Raw genomic sequence first — 18,865 nt, forward strand, 5'->3', positions numbered from 1 at the left:
TCGGTCCGACAGGTGCTGATTGAGCCCTTCACTGATTGATTCGTTGCGGAACGGAACCCGGATTGGTCGACGGCGTCCGACAGGGGCTGTGCCGTAATCCTCGGTGGACAACGCGGCGAGGCGCCGCAGCTGACCTCGTGCGCCCGCCGGGGGCTACCGGACAGGCATCAGGGGCGGGACAGCTCCGCGAGGACGCTCTCGGCCCCGATCACCGCGCCGTCGGCGCTCCGCTGCGCGGCCACGACGGCGCGGGGCAGCGGACGCGTCCCCAGGAGACCGGCGGTCAGGGAGGCCGCGAGGCGGTGCCAGGCGCCCACGTCACGCAGCATGGCGTGTCCGCCGTGCGGCATGGCGATGCCACAGGTGTGCGCGCCCGCGCGCCGGGCCCTGCGCAGGAAGTCCCAGGACTCGCGGGCGTCGGTGACACGGTCCCGGTTGTCGTGCAGCACGATCACGTGCTTGTCGCGGAGCTGGGAGACGGGCGCTCCCGGCGGGCACCACGGGGCCAGCGCCACGACCCCGTTGACCTGGGGGTGCTCCGCCACCCGGAGGGCCGCGCGGGCGCCCATGGAGTGGCCCACCAGGACGACCGGTTTCAGCGGCGCGAGCCGCGCCAGTTCGTCGAGAGCCTCACGTACGTCGCGCACCGGGTCCTCGCGGGAGCCGTTCCACCCGCGGTGGCGGTAGCGCACCGACGCGAGCAGCACTTCGGCGTCCTGTGTCGCCCGCCGGATCGCGCCGCGGACCGGGCGCAGGCGGGCGGCCGGCAGGTTGAGCAGCGGTGGTGGTGTCAGGGCGTCCGCGCGGCCTCCGTGGAGCAGCAGCACGGCTCCCTGGGGCGAGGGAGGGGCCGAGTGCAGTCGCAGGGCGCTGTGGTCGTCCCCGCGTGTCCCGACGCGAGGCTCTCCGGGCAGGGTCATCGGCGTTCCCGCTGCCCGGGTGCGGCAGGGCGGCGGGGCGGGCGCGGGAAGAATCCGCTCGTGCGTGCCGCGTACACGGCGAAACCGGGGCGGTCGGCCATGTGGTCCTCCAGCAGTCGCTTGCCGCTGCCGCGGGTCAGCAGGAACGTCATCACCAGCGGTGAGACCAGGGACAGGGCCGCGGCCTGCCAGCTGCCGCAGGCCATCAGGAACAGGCCCCACCAGACCAGGAAGTCGCCGAAATAGTTCGGGTGGCGCGTCCAGCTCCACAGTCCTCGGTCCATGATGCGCCCGCGGTGGGCCGGGTCGGCCTTGAACCGGGCGAGCTGATGGTCACCGACCGCCTCGAAGGTGAGACCCGTCGCCCACACCAGGATGCCGACGACGGCGAGGGGGCCGACGGGTGCGGGAACGTACTGCGCGGCCTGGACCGGGAGCGAGATCAGCCATACCAGCGCACCTTGCAGGAGGTACACCGTGCGCAGTGCGTACAGGGTCCGGTTGCCGGACGCCTTGGCCAGCATGCGTTCGTAACGGGGATCCTCGCCGTGGCCGCGCCCACGCCGGGCGATGTGAACGGCGAGCCGCAGGCCCCACAGGGCCGTCGCCACGGTGATCAGCAGGCGCCCGACGGCGTCCCCGTGCCCGGCCGACATGACGTAGGAGACGATGGCCACCGCCGTGAAGGCCAGACCCCAGGCGACGTCCGCGAGGCGGTGCGTCCCTCTGCGGACGGCGACGGCGAACACGACGAGCATGACGGCGAGCGCGGCGCCCGCGGCCGGGGCCAGATTGGCGGCGAACGCCGCCCACGGGTAGCCGCTCATCGCGCCGCCTCCTGTCCGTACCAGGACTCCGGGGTGGCGGGCAGGTCCACGGCCCCGTCCCGGGTGGGACGTACCGCCAGGATCTGGTCGACGCCCATACGGCGTTCGGTGAAGGCCAGTGCGCTGCCCGCGAGATACAGACGCCAGACCCGCGCCGTGGGCTCTCCGACCAGGGTCACGAAGTCGTCCCAGCGGGCTTCGAGCGTCCCGTGCCAGGCGGTGATGGTGCGGGCGTAATGCTCGCGCAGCGACTCCACCGAGCGGACCTCCAGACCGGCCGACTCCAGGAGGTCGACCGTGCGGCCGACGGGCCGCATGTGCATGTCGGGAGCGATGTACGTCTCGATGAAGGCCCCGCCACCCGGCGCGTTGGCTCCGCGGGACATCTGCTGAACCAGCAGACGGCCACGCGGGCGCAGCAGCCCGTGCAGGCGTGCGGCGAACGCCGGGTACTCCGCGTCACCGACGTGCTCGCCCATCTCGACGGCGCTCACCGCGTCGTAGCCGCCGCCCTCGATGTCGCGGTAGTGCCTCAGCTCCACCTCCACAAGACCGCCGAGTCCCTGCTCCTGGATCCGCGCGGCCATGAAGTCGCGCTGCTCGGCGGACAGGGTCACGGCGGTGACCTGCGCCTTGTACTCGCGCGCCGCGTGCAGGCTCAGCGCGCCCCACCCGCAGCCCACATCGAGAAACTGCGAGCCGGCGGTGAGGCCGAGCTTGCGGCAGATCAGATCGAGCTTGTCGCGCTGGGCGTCGGCGAGTCCGTACGCGGGTTCTTCGGGCCGGGTCCAGTAGCCGCAGGAGTACGCCATCGTCTCGTCGAGCAGCATCGCGTAGAACGCGTTGGACATGTCGTAGTGGTGGCTGATGGCGGCCCTGTCGCGCGACGAGCTGTGCAGGGCGCCCCGGAGCCGGGCCCGCGCCGCTCCCGGCGCGGGCGGGCGCGGGCCGACGGCCTTGAGCCGGAACGCGACGGCGGCGAATTCGGCCAGGTCGGCCGGGCGAGGGCGGGGGGCGCCGGGCCCGCGGTCGCGAAGCTTTCCCCACACCGCGCTCAGACCGGCCGCCAGGTCCCCCTCCACGTCGATGTCACCGGCGATATAGGCGTCGGCGAGGCCGAGTTCGCCCGGCTGCCACACCAGTCGGCGCAGGGCCATCGGTGAGCGCAGGACGACGAGGGGCGCGCCCGCCGGGCCCGCCTCGCTGCCGTCCCAGGCCCGCAGCCGCATCGGCAGGGGGATGCGGAAGTAGCGCTCGAAAGCGGCGGACAGGCGGGGTGCGACGGGTGTCATCGGACGGCTCCTCGGGTGGTCGTGCTCGCGGTCAGCAGCAGCTGCCGTACGTCCAGATACCGCGCGCGGAACCCTGCCTCGGAGTACGCCAGATACATCTCCCACATGCGGCGGAAGGTGTGGTCGAAGCCCAGCGCGTCGACGCTCGGCGCCTGCTGGGAGAAGCGTTCACGCCACAGCCGCAGTGTCTCGGCGTAGTGCTCGCCGTAGCCGTGGTCCGATCCGATGGTCAGGCCCGCCGCGGTCGACTCCCGTTCGACGGCCGCCATCGACGGGATGAGGCCGCCGGGGAAGATGTACTTGCTGATCCAGGTGTGGGTGCGGCCGGTGGCCAGCATCCGCTCGTGCGGCATCGTGATTGTCTGGAGGGCTATCCGGCCGCCGGGGGCCAGCCGCTTCCGGAGGGTGGCGAAATAGACCGGCCAGTAGTCTGCGCCCACGGCCTCGATCATCTCGACGCTCACCACCGCGTCGTACGTACCGCTGACATGGCGGTAGTCGCACAGTTCGACGGTGACCCGGTCAGCGACGCCGGCGTCCCGCAGGCGGCTCATGGCGAGGTGGCGCTGCTCGGCGGACAGGGTCACCGTCACCACGACGGCGCCGCGCCGCGCGGCCCGCAGCGCCAGCTCGCCCCAGCCCGTGCCGATCTCCAGCACGCGCGTTCCGGGCCCCACCCCGGCCAGATCGAGCAGCCGGTCGATCTTGTGGTGCTGGGCGGCAGCGAAGTCGGCCCCGGTCGCCGGGAGCGCGGGGAACACCGCGGAGGAGTACGACATCGTCGGATCGAGGAACAGCGCGAACAGGTCGTTCGAAAGGTCGTAGTGGCGGCGGATGTTGTCCCGCGCGCCGGTGACGGTGTTGCGCTGTTCGGCCGGCCGTCGGCGCACCCACAGTGCGCGCAACCGCCGCAGCGGCGCCGGGACCAGGTCGTCGACGTGGGTGGCCAGCACGGTCAGTACCCCGACGAGATCGTCCGCGTCCCACTCCCCCGCCATGTACGACTCGCCGAACCCGACCAGCCCGCCGGACCCGATGCGCCGGAAGAAGGCCTCGGGGTCCCGCACACGCAGCAGCGGGCCGGTGCCCGCGGCGGGTGCCTTCCCCCATTGCACGCGCAGCGGCAGCCGGGCGAAGGCGCGCCGCAGGATGAGAGCGGCAGTGGCGGTCCGCGCGCGCGAGCCGCGCGGCAGCCGGGCGACGTCCGGCCACCTGTCCTTGTCGGTCGCCGTGTGCGGTGGCGTGAACAGATCCCGGTCGGTGGCGCGCTCTGCTGAGACTGTCACTTCATGCCTTCTTGTGTGCGGTGCGGGGGGCGGGGCTGTACGGGGAGCCCGCGGAGGAACAGACGGATGCCGTGGTGGCGAATACCGGCGGCGACCGACGCCGTGGACCAGGGGCGTCGCACCGCCGCGCCCAGCAGGCGCCGGACCGTGGCCGGCCGGTGGGTGCCGCGGACGGTGGCGGTGAACGGGCTCGCCTCCGCACGCCGGAGCTGGACGGTGAGGTCCAGGTCTCGGCCCGGTTCGGGCAGTCGCATGCGGTAGCTGCCGTCGACGGGGAAGAAGGGGGACACGTAGAAGTCCTTCGGCACCTCGGCCCTGCCGTCCTCGTCGGTCCGCAGCAGGTAGCAGTGGCGCTCGCCGTAGGTGTTGTGGACCTCGGCGACGACCCGGACGAGGGCACCGGCGCGGTCGTGGCACCAGTACACGGTGATCGGGTTGAAGACATAGCCGAGCACCCGGGCGTGCGCCAGCATCAGCACGCGTCCGCCGTCCAGCCGCACACCGTTGGCGGCCAGGTAGGCGTCGAGTCCCGCGCGGATGGACGGGGCCGTGCCACCGAAGTGGTCGGCCGGGTCGAAGCGTGCCAGCGGGCGCAGGACGCGGGGCAGCGCGGGTATGTGGTCGAGGTCGACCAGCCACAGGTAGGTGCGGGACCGGAAGCTGTGACGCAGGGGAGCGGTGCGGGCGTGGGAGATGACGCAGTCGTAGAGGGCGGGCACCGACTGGCGGGCCCTCGCGCCGTCCACGGCCGTCACCACCGGACACCGAGCGCGGCGGCGGCCTCGACTCCCGAGCGGCAGCCGTCCTCGTGGAACCCCCAGCCGTGGTAGGCACCGGCGAACGCGGTCACGGCGGTGTTCAGTTCCGGCAGACGCTGCTGCGCGGTGACGGACTGCGGTGTGTAGACGGGGTGTTCGTACACCATGCGGGCCAGCACCTTGGCCGGGTCCACGCGCCCGTCCGCGTTGAGGGTGACGACGTGGTCGTTGCCTGCTCCCAGGCGTTGCAGGCGATTCATGTCGTAGCTGACGTGCACGGCGTCGGCCGCCGCCCCGCAGCTGGGCAGGTAGTAGTTCCACGACGCGCGCGCCCTGGTCGAGCGGGGAAGCAGCGTGGTGTCGGTGTGCAGGACCGTCGGGTTGCGGGAGTAGGTGAACGCGCCGAGCAACCCCCGCTCGTCGTCCGTGGGTTCGGCCAGCATGCGCAGCGCCTGGTCAGGGTGGACCGCCACGACGACCGCCGTGTGGTCCCGGGCGGCGCCGTCGTCGGTCACCACGCGGGCGCCGCCGTCGAACCGGTGCACCGCGCGTACGGGGGTGCCGGTCCGCACGGTGCTGAGCTCCTTGGCTATCCGCTCGACGTACTCCACCGAGCCGCCGGTCACCGTACGCCACTGGGGCGAGCCGCTGATGGACAGCAGTCCGTGGTGGTCCAGGAAGCGGAACAGGTAACGGGCGGGATAGCGCATGGCGGTCTCCGCCGCGCAGGACCAGACCGAAGAGACGAGCGGCACGGCGAAGTGTGCGACGAAGTAGCGGGAGTAGCCGCCGTCCGCCAGGAACTCTCCGAAGGTGTACGTCGCCTCTTCCCCGGAGGTCGCGGAGTTGAGGACGCGGCGGGCGGCCCGGTGGAACGCCGGGACCTCCGCGAGCATCCGCAGGTACGCGGCGCGCCCCGTCCTACGCCCGGTGAACAGGCCTCCGGGGCCGCGTGCGCCCGCGTACTCCAGGCCGCAGCCGTCGCACCGTACCGACATGCTCATGTCGGAGTCCTGGGTGGCGACGCCGAGCTCGGCGAACAGCCGGAGCAACAGGGGGTAGGTCCGTTCGTTGTGCACGATGAAACCGCTGTCGACCCGTAGCGGCCGGCCGTCCGCGGTGGACACCTCGTGCGTGTGCGCGTGCCCCCCGAGTCTGGTGTCCGCCTCGTAGAGGGTGACGTCATAGGCCCGCTGCAGCACGTACGCGGCGGTAAGGCCGGCGACACCCCCGCCCACCACTGCTACGCTCCGCCGCTCCATGGGTCTCCCGCTCTTCGAGTCCTGCCGGTCACCGCGCCCTGGCACGCGGGCCGATCACTGACTATTCGAAGCGTGGAGTCGATCGGATTGGTCGGGCCGCCGGGCAGTGTGCGGGCGAGGAGCGGCGGCCGGGCCGGGGCGGGGTGTCCGGGGGCGTCGGGCCGTGGCCACGCGCGGCGGCAGGGCCGCTCAGCGCTCCCTGCGGGGGGCCGGAACGACGCGGCTGCGAATGCGGTAGCGCGTGACCTCGGACGCGGGGGCCGTCCGGAAGCTCACGGTCACCGGACCGGCGAAGCTGTAGCACTGCTCGGCCGCGTGTCTGCGCACGGTGACCGACAGCTTCCGGCCCAGCTGCGCCGCGTGCACGTCGAGCTGCCGGTAGCTGTCCTCGGGCAGCTCGATGGTGAACGCGTTGGGCACGAGGGTGCGTCCCAGCCCCATGATCATGGCGTTCACGTCGCACTCCCGGCGCAGTATCACCATGACCTCGACCGGCTCCCGCTCCGACCGGGCCAGCGAGGCCCACAGGGCAGTGGCCCGACGCTCCATCATCCGTTCGAAGTTGCCCAGGATTCCCATCGCCATCGGGTGCCCGCGCGGGGACGAGGCATGTTCACCCGTAGGGATGATGCGGCGGGCTCGAAGTTGACGGGCCCGCCCGGCCCTGGAGGCCGTGCCCCGACTGTCTATAGGCTAGGCATGTGGCCAGCACAGACAACCCCCAGCCCCAGGGCGCAGCCCCGGTCGCCCCGACGGCGGACCTTCAGCAATTCGCGGTGGAACTGCGCCGAATGAACGGGGAGATCAACCGGCTGGTGCACGGTTTCGCGCTCGGCCAGGGCCTGCACCCCACCGACATCCAGGCACTCGCGGCGATCCTCGACGCCGACGCGCCGCTGACACCGGGCCGGCTCCGTGAGCACCTGGGGCTGACCTCGGGCGCCGTGACCGCGTGCCTCGACCGCCTTGAGCGGGCCGGGCACATCCGCCGGTCCCGGGAGAGCACGGACCGGCGCGTGATCCATCTGCACTACGCGGAAGGCGCACGGTCGGTCGCGCGCGCCTACTTCCTGCCGCTGGCCGAGGCGACCGAGGGCGCCCGCGGCCGGTTCAGCGCGGACGAGCAGTCGGTGATCCTGCGCTTCCTCGCGGCCATGAACGACGAGATGGCCGGGTTGCGCGTACTCCGCCGCTGAATTTTCCGATCGCCGGCGCATCCGAACCGGTGGCTTGGCGGTAGGGGTGCGGGAGGGCCGATCGGCCCTCCCCCTGGTCCGCCCCGCTTCTGACTGTCCGGTCCGATACCGTAATCTCTCTCACTCATTGAGATAGCTATTCCTTGAGTTACTTTTCGTACCCCTGGGAGTTCGATGTTCATCGCCTCCCGACTGGCACGCCGACTGGTCCCGGTCGTTCTGCTCATCGCCTGGCTCGGTATCGGCGGGATGCTCGGTCCCTACGCGGGGAAACTCGGCGACGTCTCGACCAACGACCAGGCGGCCTTCCTGCCGCGCAACGCGGAGTCGACCAAAGTCATCGCCGCCCAGTAGGGCTTCCGCCAGGAGGAGACGCTGCCGGCGATCGCGGTCTGGACAGCGGACGGCGGCAGCGGCCCGGATCGCTCAGCAGGAACAGCGGAGGCGACTCGCCCGCCGACGGACAGGGCGCGCGGAGCTGATCGTCCGCCGCCCGGCCCGCACCACCCGGGCGGCGGACGACCTTCCCCTCCTGACGCTTCATCAATAGGCCGTGTCCGTAACAGATTTGATGACCGGCCGCCGCCGGGCGACGCGCGCCCCGCGCCCGGCGTTCCGGAACCAGAAAGCCGTGTTCCCCCTCTTGACCCTCGCGCCGCGGGCAGACCAGCATCACTTTGCTGGAGAGCGCTCTCCCTCACTTCTCTCCCCCGACCGAGGAGATCACCTCCTGCCCGCACTCGGCATACCCGTGGCGCCACCGTCCCCCAGACCCCCCGTCGTCGCACGCCAGAGCGCCGCCGGTGCGGTCGTTGTCGCGCTCGTGGCCACCCTTCTGCTGTTCGCCCCCCGCCAAGACCGCGCAGGCCGCGCCCGCCCTGCTCTCCCAGGGCAAGCCGGTGACGGCATCCAGCCAGGAGAACGGAGGCACTCCGGCCACCGCGGCCGTCGACGGGGACACCGGCTCGCGCTGGTCCAGCGCCGCGTCGGACCCCCAGTGGATCCAGGTCGACCTGGGATCCTCCGCCGCCGTGAGCCAGATCGTGCTCCGCTGGGAGACCGCTCACGCGAAGTCGTACCGCGTCGAGTTCTCCGGCGACGGCACCAACTGGTCGACCGCGTACTCGACCACCACGAGCGCCGGTGGCACGGAGACACTGAACGTCTCCAGCAATGCCCGCCACGTCCGCGTGTACGGCCTCACCCGCGCCACCGGCTACGGCTACTCGCTCTGGGAGTTCCAGGTGTACGGAACCGCGGGCGACGGCGGCGGCCCGACCATCCCCGGAGGCGGGGATCTCGGCCCCAACGTGCATGTCTTCGACCCGTCCACCCCCAATATCCAGGGGAAGCTGGACGAGGTGTTCAAGAAGCAGGAGTCCGCGCAGTTCGGCACCGACCGGCACGCGTTCCTGTTCAAGCCCGGCACCTACGGCAACATCAACGCCAACCTCGGCTTCTACACCTCCATCGCGGGCCTGGGGCTCTCCCCCGACGACACGACGTTCAACGGTGATGTGACCGTGGACGCCGGCTGGTTCAACGGCAACGCCACCCAGAACTTCTGGCGCTCGGCGGAGAACCTGGCGCTGAATCCGGTCAACGGCACGAACCGGTGGGCGGTCTCCCAGGCGGCGTCCTTCCGCCGCATGCACGTCAAGGGCGGCCTGAACCTGGCGCCCACCGGCTACGGCTGGGCCAGCGGCGGCTACATCGCGGACAGCAAGATCGACGGTACGGTCGGCCCGTACTCGCAGCAGCAGTGGTGCACCCGCGACAGCTCCGTGGGCGGCTGGACCAACGGCGTGTGGAACATGACGTTCTGCGGGGTCGAGGGCGCGCCGGCGCAGGGCTTCCCCAACCCGCCGTACACGACACTGCAGACCACCCCGGTCTCCCGCGAGAAGCCGTTCCTGCACCTCGAAGGCAATGAGTACAAGGTGTTCGTCCCCGCCAAGCGCACCAACGCGCGCGGCACCACCTGGGCGAACGGCGCACCGCAGGGCAGCTCGATTCCGCTGAGCAGCTTCTACGTCGTCAAGCCCGGCGCGACCGCCGCCACCATCAACGCCGCCCTCGCGCAGGGCCTGCACCTGCTCTTCACGCCGGGCGTCTACCACGTGGACCAGACCATCAACGTCAACCGCGCGAACACAGTCGTGCTGGGCCTCGGGCTCGCCACGATCATCCCGGACAACGGCGTCACCGCCATGCGGGTCGCCGACGTCGACGGCGTGAAGCTGGCCGGGTTCCTCATCGACGCGGGCAGCGTCAACTCCCAGACCCTGCTGGAAGTCGGCCCGCAGGGCGCTTCCGCCGACCACTCCGCCAACCCGACGACCGTCCAGGACGTCTACATCCGGATCGGCGGCGCGGGCCCCGGCAAGGCCACCACCAGCATGGTCATCAACAACGACGACACGATCGTCGACCACACCTGGGTGTGGCGTGCCGACCATGGTGACGGCGTGGGCTGGGAGACCAACCGGGCCGACTTCGGCGTCCGGGTCAACGGCGACGACGTACTGGCCACCGGACTGTTCGTCGAGCACTTCAACAAGTACGACGTCGAGTGGTACGGCGAGAACGGGAAGACCATCTTCTTCCAGAACGAGAAGGCGTACGACGCCCCGAACCAGGCGGCGATCCAGAACGGCAGCACCAAGGGCTACGCCGCCTACAAGGTCGCGGACTCGGTGAACAACCACGAGGGCTGGGGCATGGGCAGCTACTGCTACTACAACGTGGATCCGACGATCCGTCAGAATCATGGTTTCCAGGCGCCGGTCAAACCAGGAGTGAAGTTCCACAGCCTGCTGACCGTGTCGCTCAGCGGCATGGGCCAGTACAACCACGTCATCAACAACACCGGTGCACCCACCTCGGGCACCACGACCGTCCCGTCCACGGTGGTCCAGTTCCCCTGACCTCTACCCCTGACCGCCCTCCTCTGAGCCCATCCAGGGCCCGGCATCTCCGCGTGCGCGGAGAGGCCGGGCCCTGCGCGCGTTCCGGAAACCCCAACCACGCTCCAGTTCAGAGAAGTTGATGCCAAACACGTTGACAGGCACACGACCGCGCGCCACTCTCGGAGAGCGCTCTCCCACCCCGGCTTCGGGAAGCCGGCCCCCCTCCCCCCTCCCGCCAGGAGCCACAGTGTTCAGATCTACCGCAGCCTTGTCAGGCCGGCCCAGAGCCGGGGTACTGCTTCTCACTCTCGCCCGCCATGCTGGCGTCCTCACTCACGCTCACGACGGCGCCGGACGCCGGAGCCGCCGAAACGCTGCTGTCCCAGAACAAGCACGCGACCGCGTCCTCGCACGAGGGGGAGGCTCTCGCCGCCTCCGCGGCCGTCGACGGCAATCTGACCGGAACCCGCTGGGCCAGCGAGTGGCGCGACCCGCAGTGGATCCAGGTCGACCTCGGCAAGGTCACGAACCTCAGCCGGGTGGTGCTCACCTGGGAAGCGGCCTACGGGAAGGCGTACGAGATCCAGGCGTCCGACAACGGCACGACCTGGAAGACCCTCAAGACGGTCGCCGACGGCAACGGCGGCACCGATGAACTCGCCGTCTCGGGCTCAGGCCGCTACGTACGCATGAACGGCACCGCCCGCGCCGGTGGCTACGGATACTCCCTGTGGGAGTTCCAGGTCTACGGAGACGACGCCGGCGGGCCCCCGCCCGCGGGCGGGGCGGTCAAGGTGACCGGTTCCCAGGGCGACTGGCAGCTGACCGTGGGCGGCCAGCCGTACACGGTCAAGGGCCTCACCTGGGGGCCTTCGATCGCCGACGCGGCGCGCTACATGCCCGACGTGAAGTCGATGGGCGTCAACACCATCCGGATCTGGGGCACCGACGCCTCGACCAAGCCCCTGCTCGACTCGGCGGCGGCGCACGGCATCCGGGTGGTCAACGGCTTCTGGCTGCAGCCGGGTGGCGGCCCCGGCAGCGGTGGCTGTGTCAACTACCTGACGGACGCCGCCTACAAGAACTCCATGCTCACGGAGTTCTCCAAGTGGGTGGAGGCCTATAGGAGCCACCCCGCGACGCTGATGTGGAACGTCGGCAACGAGTCGGTGCTCGGCCTGCAGAACTGCTACAGCGGCGACGAGCTGGAGCGCCAGCGCAACGCGTACACGACCTTCGTCAACGACGTGGCGAAGAAGATCCACTCGATCGACCCGGACCACCCCGTCACGTCCACCGATGCCTGGACGGGCGCGTGGCCCTACTACAAGCGCAACGCCCCCGACCTCGACCTGTACTCGATGAACTCCTACGGCTACATCTGCGGTGTCCGCGAGGACTGGGAGCAGGGCGGCTACACCAAGCCCTACATCATCACCGAGGCGGGCCCGCCCGGTGAGTGGGAGGTGCCGGACGACGCCAACGGTGTGCCGGACGAGCCCACCGACGTACAGAAGCGCGACGGCTACACGAACGCCTGGAACTGCGTCACCGGCCATCGGGGTGTGGCGCTCGGCGCGACGCTCTTCCACTACGGCACCGAGCACGACTTCGGCGGCATCTGGTTCAACCTGCTGCCCGACGGGCTGAAGCGGCTGTCGTACTACGCGGTCAAGCAAGCGTACAAGGGCTCCACGGCAGGGGACAACACTCCGCCGGTGATCACGAACATGGCCGTCACCAACCCCGCCGCCGCACCCGCGGGCAAGGAATTCACCGTCCGCGCCGACATCCGCGACCCGGACAGTGACCCACTCACGTACAAGATCTTCCTCAGCGGCAACTACGCCTCCGGGGACAAGGCCCTGGTCGAGGCCAAGTGGCGGCCCACCGGTAATGGGACGTTCGCCGTCACCGCGCCCGAGAAGCTGGGCGTCTGGAAGGTCTACATCCAGGCGGAGGACGGGCACACCAACGCGGGCATCGAGACCAAGTCCGTGAAGGTCGTCGCGCCGCCCGTCGCCGGTGTGAACGTGGCGCTGAACAAGCCGACCACGGCCTCCTCCTACCAGGGCGGCAGCACCGGCTGCCCGTGCACACCGGCGATGGCCACGGACGGGAAGAGCGACACCCGCTGGGCCAGCGACTGGAGCGACCCGCAGTCGATCCAGGTCGACCTCGGCCAGCCGACCCTGCTGCGCCGGCTGCAACTGGTGTGGGACCCGGCCTATGCCAAGTCCTACGAGGTGCAGGTGTCCGACGACGGCACCAACTGGCGTCCGGTGTACTCCACTTCGGCCGGCAACGGTGACGTGGACAGCATCGAGATCGCGGCGACCACCGCCCGGCACGTACGGCTGAACCTGACGGCCCGCGGCACGGGCTGGGGCTATTCGCTCTTCGAGTTCGGCGTCTACAGCTGACAGCCCGGCCCCCGGGCGCGCACCCACGCGCCCGGGGGCCGTTCATCCCCCTATCCCCCACAACCTCTGACAGGAGGTCTCCATGAGACGGAGTTCGAAGAGCCTCTCGGCGCTGCTCCTCTGTACGGCGCTGGCGGCGACCACATTCGGCATCGGCTCGATCGCCACTGCCGCCGGCCCCGACACGGTGTCCAAGAGCAAGTCGACCGCTTCCGCACACAGCGGGCACACGGCCAAGGTCTCCCTGCTGCCGTCCGGGGACGACCCGGACGGCGACGGCTACATCCCGGTGAACCCGCCGGTGACCGCCCTGCCCCCGCCCGCCGAGGCACCGCCGTCCCGGTACTTCCACGAGTTCCAGGCGAACTGCTCGGTCACACACACCGCGCCGGACGACCCGATCATCTACCCCGGGCAGCCGGGCAGGTCCCACGACCACACGTTCATGGGCAACACGACGACGAACGCCAACAGCACCACGGCGTCCCTGTACGGCGGCAACACCACGTGCAAGGCGCCGGGCGACTCCTCGGCGTACTGGATGCCGTCCCTGTACAAGGGCGACAAGAAGATAATGCCGACCGGGCCGCAGGTCATCTTCTACAAGGCGGGTGTCACCGACTACACCAGCGTGCGGCCCTTCCCCAAGGGTCTGCGGTACGTCGTCGGCAGTCCCCTGCAGAGCCCCCAGGAATTCCGCAACCACCGCGGATGGGTCGAGGGCTGGGAGTGCGGGGAGAGCTTCGGCAATGTCGGGTTCCCGCAGAACTGCCCGGCCGGATCACAGCTCAACATCCGTATGCAGGCGCCGAGTTGCTGGACCGGTAAGCATCTGGACACACCGGACCACCAGAGTCACATGGCGTATCCGGTCGTGAAGCCGGGCACCAACGACAATGTCTGCCCGCCCAGTCACCCGGTGGCGCTGCCCATGGTCGAGTTCAAGATGGCTTTCCCGGTGGACGGTGACATGTCGCAGGTCCGGCTGGCCAGCGGCGGGGGCCATACCTTCCACTACGACTTCTTCAACGCGTGGGACGAGCGCACACTCAAGGCGCTGGTCGATCACTGCGTGGTGGGCGGGCTGCAGTGCGACGCGCGTGGCTACGACCAGACGCACCCCGGAGAGGGGGCGGCGCTGAACGAGGACTACCGGCTGCCCTAGCCCGGACCGGAGCCTGACCCGAACCACCGGAACACTCATCCGTCGCCCGGTCCGCCTCCGTCCAGGGCGGGCCGGGCCTTGGCCCGTGACCGTGCATCCGCGGACTACGCCGAGTCTCTGAGGATCAGTTCGGCGTCGAAGATCTTGGAGGTGGGAGCGGCCAGCGTCCCCTCGATCTGCTCCTGGAGGAGCCGCGCCATGGTGGCCGCCATCTCCTCCATCGGCTGGCGGACCGTGGTCAGCGGCGGCCGGCAGCCGACCGCCGCGCTGGAGTCGTCGAAACCGATCACCGCCACATCCTCGGGCACCCGCTTGCCCGCCTCGCGCAGCGCCTGACACACCCCTTGCGCCATCAGGTCGTTGGCCGCGAACACCCCGTCGATGTCGGGGTGTTCGGTCAGCAGGCGGACCATGGCAGTCGCACCGCTCTCGACGGTGAAGTCGCCTTCCGCTATCGGGATGTAGGGAAGCCCGTGCCGCGCCGTCGCGTCACGGAAGCCGACCAGGCGGTCCTGGGCCGCCGGTACGTTCAACGGGCCGGTGATTGTGGCGACCCGGCGGCAGCCACGCGCCAGCAGACGCTCGGCGGCCATGCGGGCGCCGTCCTGGTGTGCGAAGTCGACGTAACTGACCTGGGCCGGCACCGCCGGGCGCGCGAACAGCACGCAGGGCAGGCCTTCGGCGGCGAGGAGGGCGGGCAGCGGGTCCTCGGCGTGCGTGGAGAAGATCAGCGCGCCGTCCGCGCTGCCTTGCCGGAGATACGCCCGTACCTGGTCCCTGGCGGCGGCGGACTCGGCGAACATCAGCACCGGATGCATGGACCTCGGGCGCAGGAAGCCGACGACACCGCCGACCACCCGCCCGAAGAAGGGGTCGGTGAGGACCTTGGAGGCGAAGGTGTTCTGTTCGCTCTCGGTGTCGTCGCCCGCTCCGGAGACCACCAGCGCGATGGTCTCGGCACGCCGGGTCACCAGCGAACGCGCGGCCCGGTTGGGCGTGTAACCGGTCCGCTCGATCGCGTCCCGGACCGCGTCCTGGATCTCCGGGTCCACGTTGCGGATGCCGTTGACGACCCGCGAGACGGTCGCGCGGGAAACACCGGCCGCCCGCGCGACATCCTCAAGGGTCGGCGCCTGTCTGGTCATGTCCGTACCCTACCGGCGGCGACAGGAGCTGCGGAAAGCACCTCGGGGAGCGCTCTCCCCACATCCGCTCGATGGGAGGCCTTCCCCGGATACCTTGCGGCCCTGTGCGGATGGGCGGGCGTCTACGTCGGGCGAGCCGACCGGGTATTTACGTCGAACGAGCCGGCCCGGATTCCTCCACGCATATCGTTCCCGTCAGGGGCAGTTCACCGGCCGACGGGCCGACGAGCACATCGTACGGACCGGGCTCCACGCACCAGCCCCGGTCGCTCTCCGACCAGTGGCGCAGCAGCCGCGCCGGGATCCGTACGGTCGCCGTGACCTGTTCGCCGGGCTCCGCCTCGACCGTCGTGTACCCGGCGAGCCATCGCTGTGGGCGCTCCACCGTGGACGCCGGTTTCGCCAGGTACACCTGGACCACCTCCCGGCCGCGCCGACCCCCGGTGTTGCGCACGTGGACGGCCACGGTGAACGTGCCGCCCGCCGACACCCGGGCGGGGGCTGCCAGTTGCTCGTACTCCCAGGTCGTGTAGCCGAGGCCGTGCCCGAACCAGTACGCCGGCTCGCGGCCCGCACGCAGCCAGGCCCGGTAGCCGATGTGAAGTCCCTCGGCGTAGGCCAGTACGCCGTTCTTCGGCGCGGTCCCGGTCACGGGTACGTCGTCGAGGGTGGCGCCCCATGTGGTCGGCAGCCGTCCGCCCGGCTCGGCCCGCCCGAACAGCACATCGGCGAGCCCGGTGCCGCCCTCCTGCCCGGGGAACCAGGCCAGCAGGATCGCCCCGGGCTGCTCACGCCAGGGCATCTCGACCGGCCCGCCGGCGTTGACGACAACTACGGTGCGCGGGTTGGCGGCCGTGACCGCACGTACCAACTCATCCTGGCTGGAGGGGAGTAGGAGGTCCGCGCGGTCCTGCCCTTCGGACTCGCTGTCCTGTGTGGTGCCGACGAACACAACGGCCGCGTCCGCGTTCCTGGCCGCGTCGGCCGCCGCGGCCAGGGCCGCAGCGGGATCGGGGGCGGGCGGCGCGGCGGTCACCACAATGGCGCGGCCCGTGTCGTCCGCGAGTTCCCGGCGCGCCACGACGGTCACCGGCTCTCCGGCGGTGAGCCGGATCCGGCCGTAGTGGCAGGGCGGGTTCACATGGACGACCGCAGGGTCGTCCGTCTCGCGCGTGAACACGCCATCCACCAAAACCTGTTCGTTCACCGTCAGGCTCATACGTCCGAACCCGCCGATGCCAAAGGACCATTCACCCCCGTTCGCGGGCATGAGCAGGGCGCTGATCTCGACCGTGTGCGCTCCCGGCACCAGCGGGGCTCCAACTGGCGCCCGGACAGGCGGTGTGCGGCGTACAGCTCATGTCCCCCGGCATCGAGCACACGCAGCAGAACCCCGGGGAGCCCGGGGCGCGGGTCCCGGCATTCGGCGAGCTTCAGCGGCAGCGGGTCGGTGACCGCCGGGCCGGGTACATGGACGATGCGCGACCGGCCCGCGAGCGCCGCGCGGATACCGTCGAGCGGGGTGGTGACGCGCTGCGGGAAGACCCCGGCGCTGCCGCCGCCCTGGATTCTCGGCTCCCCGGCATGGACGCCGATCACCGCGACCGTACGCAGGGTGGCGGGGTCCAGCGGCAGTAGACCGCGATTGTGCAGCAGAACGGAACTCGCGGCGACCACGCGCCGCAGCAGCGGTCGCGCCTCGGGAGCGGGCGGAGGCTTCAGGCGGGCGGCCGGTACGCCGAGCGCGCCGAGCCGGTCGGCGAGCCGGAGCAGGCGGCGCACCTTGTCGTCCACGGTGTCGGCGGGCACCTTGCCGTCCTGCACGGCCCGTACCAGGGCCTCTCCCCAGGGGCCCGCGGGTCCCGGCATGGCGAGATCCTGCCCCGCCAGGGCGGACGTCATGGTGGACCGCACCGCGCCCCAGTCCGAGATGACGATCCCGTCGAAGCCCCATTCGCCCTTGAGCGGCTCCGCCAGCAGCGGATGCTCCGTCATGGTCGCGCCGTTGACGCCGTTGTACCCGGCCATGACGAGCCGGACGCCGGCCTGTACCGCCGCCTCGAAAGGGGCGAGGTAGACCTCGCGGAGCGCCCGCTCGTCGATGTGTACGTCCACGGTGAGGCGTTCGGTCTCGGAGTCGTTGGCCACGTAGTGCTTCGCGGTGGCCGCGACGCCATGGGCCTGAATGCCCCGGATCATGGCGGCCCCGGTGCGGCCGGTGAGCTCGGGGTCCTCGGAGAAGCACTCGAAGTGGCGTCCGCCCAGCGGCGACCGGTGCAGGTTGAGGTTGGGCGCGAGCACGATGTCCACGCCCTTGCGTAGGGCCTCGGCCGCGAGCAGGCCCCCGAGCCGCTCCACGAGGGCCTCGTCCCACATCGCGCCGAGCGCCGATGCGGCGGGCAGCAGCAGACAGGTGTCCAGCTCGTCCCAGGCCTCCCCGCGCACCCCGGCGGGGCCGTCGGATGTCACCAACTCCCTTAGCCCGACGGCTGGTTCGGCCTGCGTCCGCCAGGTCGTCGCACCGGTGAGCATGCGCACCTTCTGTCGAGGGTCCAGCTTGTCCAGCAGTCGAGTCAGCTCTTCCTCGGTCATCCCCCGCGCCCTCCCCGACGCTCTGGGAGAGCGCTCTCCCAAAGCATGACCAAGGTGCGGGGGAACTGTCAATGCGGCAACACCGGGCGATCGGGGAGCGGTTGGCGCGGACGCGCCCTGCGTTGCGCAGACTCATGCGTACCTTGCGGCTGACACAGGCTCTCAGGCCGTGGAGGGCTCCCGGGTGGTTCTCCGACTGCCGCAGGTCACCGTGCCCCTCCGGCGTCGGGCTCGGGCAGGGGGAGGTCGACGACACCCGGTTCGCGGTCCGACTCGTCAGACGATTCGCGCTCCGATGTGCCGTCCGATACGTCGTCCGAGGCGCTGTCGGCCTGCGCGACCAGGGCGTCCCGGAGTGTCGCGTGCTCTCCGGCGTCGACCGTCGTGGGCCATTCGACCTCGGGTGTCTGCCCCCCGGATCCCACTCCCCCGGGCGTCTCCGCATCGGCGACCTCGGCGGCCTCCGCTGCCTGCGCGGCCGTTGCGGCGATCTCGGCCAGGCCCTCGGCGGTCATGATCATGCTCACCGGCGCGGAACTGTTGATGCAGAGACTGTGACCCTCCGGAATGCGCGCGAGGAGTGCGGGAACGTACACCTGCTCGTACCCGAGGCGCCCGGCGAGGTGGAGGTAGCGCGGCGAGGTGAAGACCGGGACGATCGCGGTGCCGTCGGGCGCCGACGCGCTCACCGGTTCACCGCTCGCAGTGACCAGCACGGCCACCTCGGCCTTGGCCAGGGCGGAAGTGACGTCCTCCGCGGGGCCGTAACCGGTGGTGGCCAGCTGGATGGCCGCGTCCACGTCGTCGGCGGGCTCGGGCCAGCCGAGCGCCTCGGGAGAAGGCTGGTAGTTCTCGTTGTCCTCCCACTCCACGATCACGCCGTCGAGGTCGGAACGCCACTGGCCCACCACGGCCCAGTCCGGTGGCGGGCCTTCGCCCTGCCAAGCGGGGTCGATCGAATACAGCCAGTGGTCCGGCGCGAGCCTGGCGGCGTCGACGAACTCCTTCGGCGGCTCCGGCATTTCGGGCTCGGCCGCCGTGGCGGCGGCTGCACCGCTTGACTCGGTCATTCTGTCCTCACTTACTTGAC

General features: G+C 70.8%; 11 protein-coding genes and 4 pseudogenes. 5 read left to right on the top strand and 10 right to left on the bottom strand.

The window, feature by feature from the left end:
- Positions 1 to 167 precede the first annotated feature (167 nt).
- The 7 genes from ACLLJJ_RS02735 to ACLLJJ_RS02765 all read right to left on the bottom strand — a co-directional run bounded on the left by ACLLJJ_RS02735 (position 168) and on the right by ACLLJJ_RS02765 (position 6,930).
- Positions 168 to 920 (bottom strand): alpha/beta hydrolase, encoded by a 753-nt coding sequence (locus tag ACLLJJ_RS02735; protein ID WP_434587642.1) that lies wholly within the window; start codon positions 918 to 920, stop codon positions 168 to 170.
- A complete protein-coding gene (locus ACLLJJ_RS02740) occupies positions 917 to 1,747 on the bottom strand; it encodes a DUF1295 domain-containing protein (RefSeq protein ID WP_434587643.1) in 831 nt (276 codons plus the stop codon). The genes ACLLJJ_RS02735 and ACLLJJ_RS02740 overlap by 4 nt, the downstream gene beginning before the upstream one ends.
- Complete coding sequence (locus tag ACLLJJ_RS02745; RefSeq protein ID WP_434587644.1) at positions 1,744 to 3,039, bottom strand: class I SAM-dependent methyltransferase; 1,296 nt, start codon at positions 3,037 to 3,039, stop codon at positions 1,744 to 1,746. The genes ACLLJJ_RS02740 and ACLLJJ_RS02745 overlap by 4 nt, the downstream gene beginning before the upstream one ends.
- On the bottom strand, positions 3,036 to 4,325 hold the full coding sequence (locus tag ACLLJJ_RS02750) for a class I SAM-dependent methyltransferase (protein ID WP_434587645.1): 1,290 nt from the start codon (positions 4,323 to 4,325) through the stop codon (positions 3,036 to 3,038). The genes ACLLJJ_RS02745 and ACLLJJ_RS02750 overlap by 4 nt, the downstream gene beginning before the upstream one ends.
- A complete protein-coding gene (locus tag ACLLJJ_RS02755) occupies positions 4,322 to 5,071 on the bottom strand; it encodes a DUF1365 domain-containing protein (protein ID WP_434587646.1) in 750 nt (249 codons plus the stop codon). Before ACLLJJ_RS02755 ends, ACLLJJ_RS02750 begins: the two co-directional genes overlap by 4 nt.
- A 5-nt stretch (positions 5,072 to 5,076) precedes the next feature.
- Positions 5,077 to 6,345 (bottom strand): NAD(P)/FAD-dependent oxidoreductase, encoded by a 1,269-nt coding sequence (locus tag ACLLJJ_RS02760; protein WP_434587647.1) that lies wholly within the window; start codon positions 6,343 to 6,345, stop codon positions 5,077 to 5,079.
- 189 nt (positions 6,346 to 6,534) lie between these two features.
- Positions 6,535 to 6,930, bottom strand: coding sequence for a DUF3662 domain-containing protein (locus tag ACLLJJ_RS02765; protein WP_434587648.1), 396 nt, complete (start codon positions 6,928 to 6,930; stop codon positions 6,535 to 6,537).
- A gap of 116 nt (positions 6,931 to 7,046) precedes the next feature.
- Here ACLLJJ_RS02765 and ACLLJJ_RS02770 point away from each other — a divergent pair, with 116 nt between their 5' ends.
- The 5 genes and pseudogenes from ACLLJJ_RS02770 to ACLLJJ_RS02790 all read left to right on the top strand — a co-directional run bounded on the left by ACLLJJ_RS02770 (position 7,047) and on the right by ACLLJJ_RS02790 (position 14,038).
- Entirely contained in the window at positions 7,047 to 7,541 is a 495-nt protein-coding gene (locus ACLLJJ_RS02770) for a MarR family winged helix-turn-helix transcriptional regulator (protein WP_434587649.1), read from the top strand.
- 174 nt (positions 7,542 to 7,715) lie between these two features.
- Positions 7,716 to 7,961: pseudogene (locus ACLLJJ_RS02775) on the top strand (MMPL family transporter); the annotation flags it as partial.
- 310 nt (positions 7,962 to 8,271) lie between these two features.
- Positions 8,272 to 10,468 (top strand): annotated as a pseudogene (locus tag ACLLJJ_RS02780) (discoidin domain-containing protein).
- A gap of 250 nt (positions 10,469 to 10,718) precedes the next feature.
- A pseudogene (locus ACLLJJ_RS02785) lies at positions 10,719 to 12,873 on the top strand (discoidin domain-containing protein).
- A gap of 82 nt (positions 12,874 to 12,955) precedes the next feature.
- A complete protein-coding gene (locus ACLLJJ_RS02790; RefSeq protein ID WP_434587650.1) occupies positions 12,956 to 14,038 on the top strand; it encodes a DUF1996 domain-containing protein in 1,083 nt (360 codons plus the stop codon).
- 104 nt (positions 14,039 to 14,142) lie between these two features.
- Here the strand turns inward: ACLLJJ_RS02790 and ACLLJJ_RS02795 are convergent, their stop codons facing one another.
- The 3 genes and pseudogenes from ACLLJJ_RS02795 to ACLLJJ_RS02805 all read right to left on the bottom strand — a co-directional run bounded on the left by ACLLJJ_RS02795 (position 14,143) and on the right by ACLLJJ_RS02805 (position 18,845).
- Positions 14,143 to 15,183: a LacI family DNA-binding transcriptional regulator gene (locus ACLLJJ_RS02795; RefSeq protein ID WP_434587651.1), complete on the bottom strand. Its 1,041-nt coding sequence runs from the start codon at positions 15,181 to 15,183 to the stop codon at positions 14,143 to 14,145.
- A 148-nt stretch (positions 15,184 to 15,331) separates the two neighbouring features.
- Positions 15,332 to 17,775 (bottom strand): annotated as a pseudogene (locus tag ACLLJJ_RS02800) (glycoside hydrolase family 3 C-terminal domain-containing protein).
- A gap of 206 nt (positions 17,776 to 17,981) precedes the next feature.
- Positions 17,982 to 18,845, bottom strand: a complete 864-nt coding sequence (locus ACLLJJ_RS02805) for a type VII secretion system-associated protein (RefSeq protein WP_434587652.1) — start codon at positions 18,843 to 18,845, stop codon at positions 17,982 to 17,984.
- Between the last annotated feature and the right edge of the window lie 20 nt (positions 18,846 to 18,865).

It is taken from the genome of Streptomyces sp. A5-4 (assembly GCF_051131715.1).
Classification (GTDB): Bacteria; Actinomycetota; Actinomycetes; order Streptomycetales; family Streptomycetaceae; genus Streptomyces.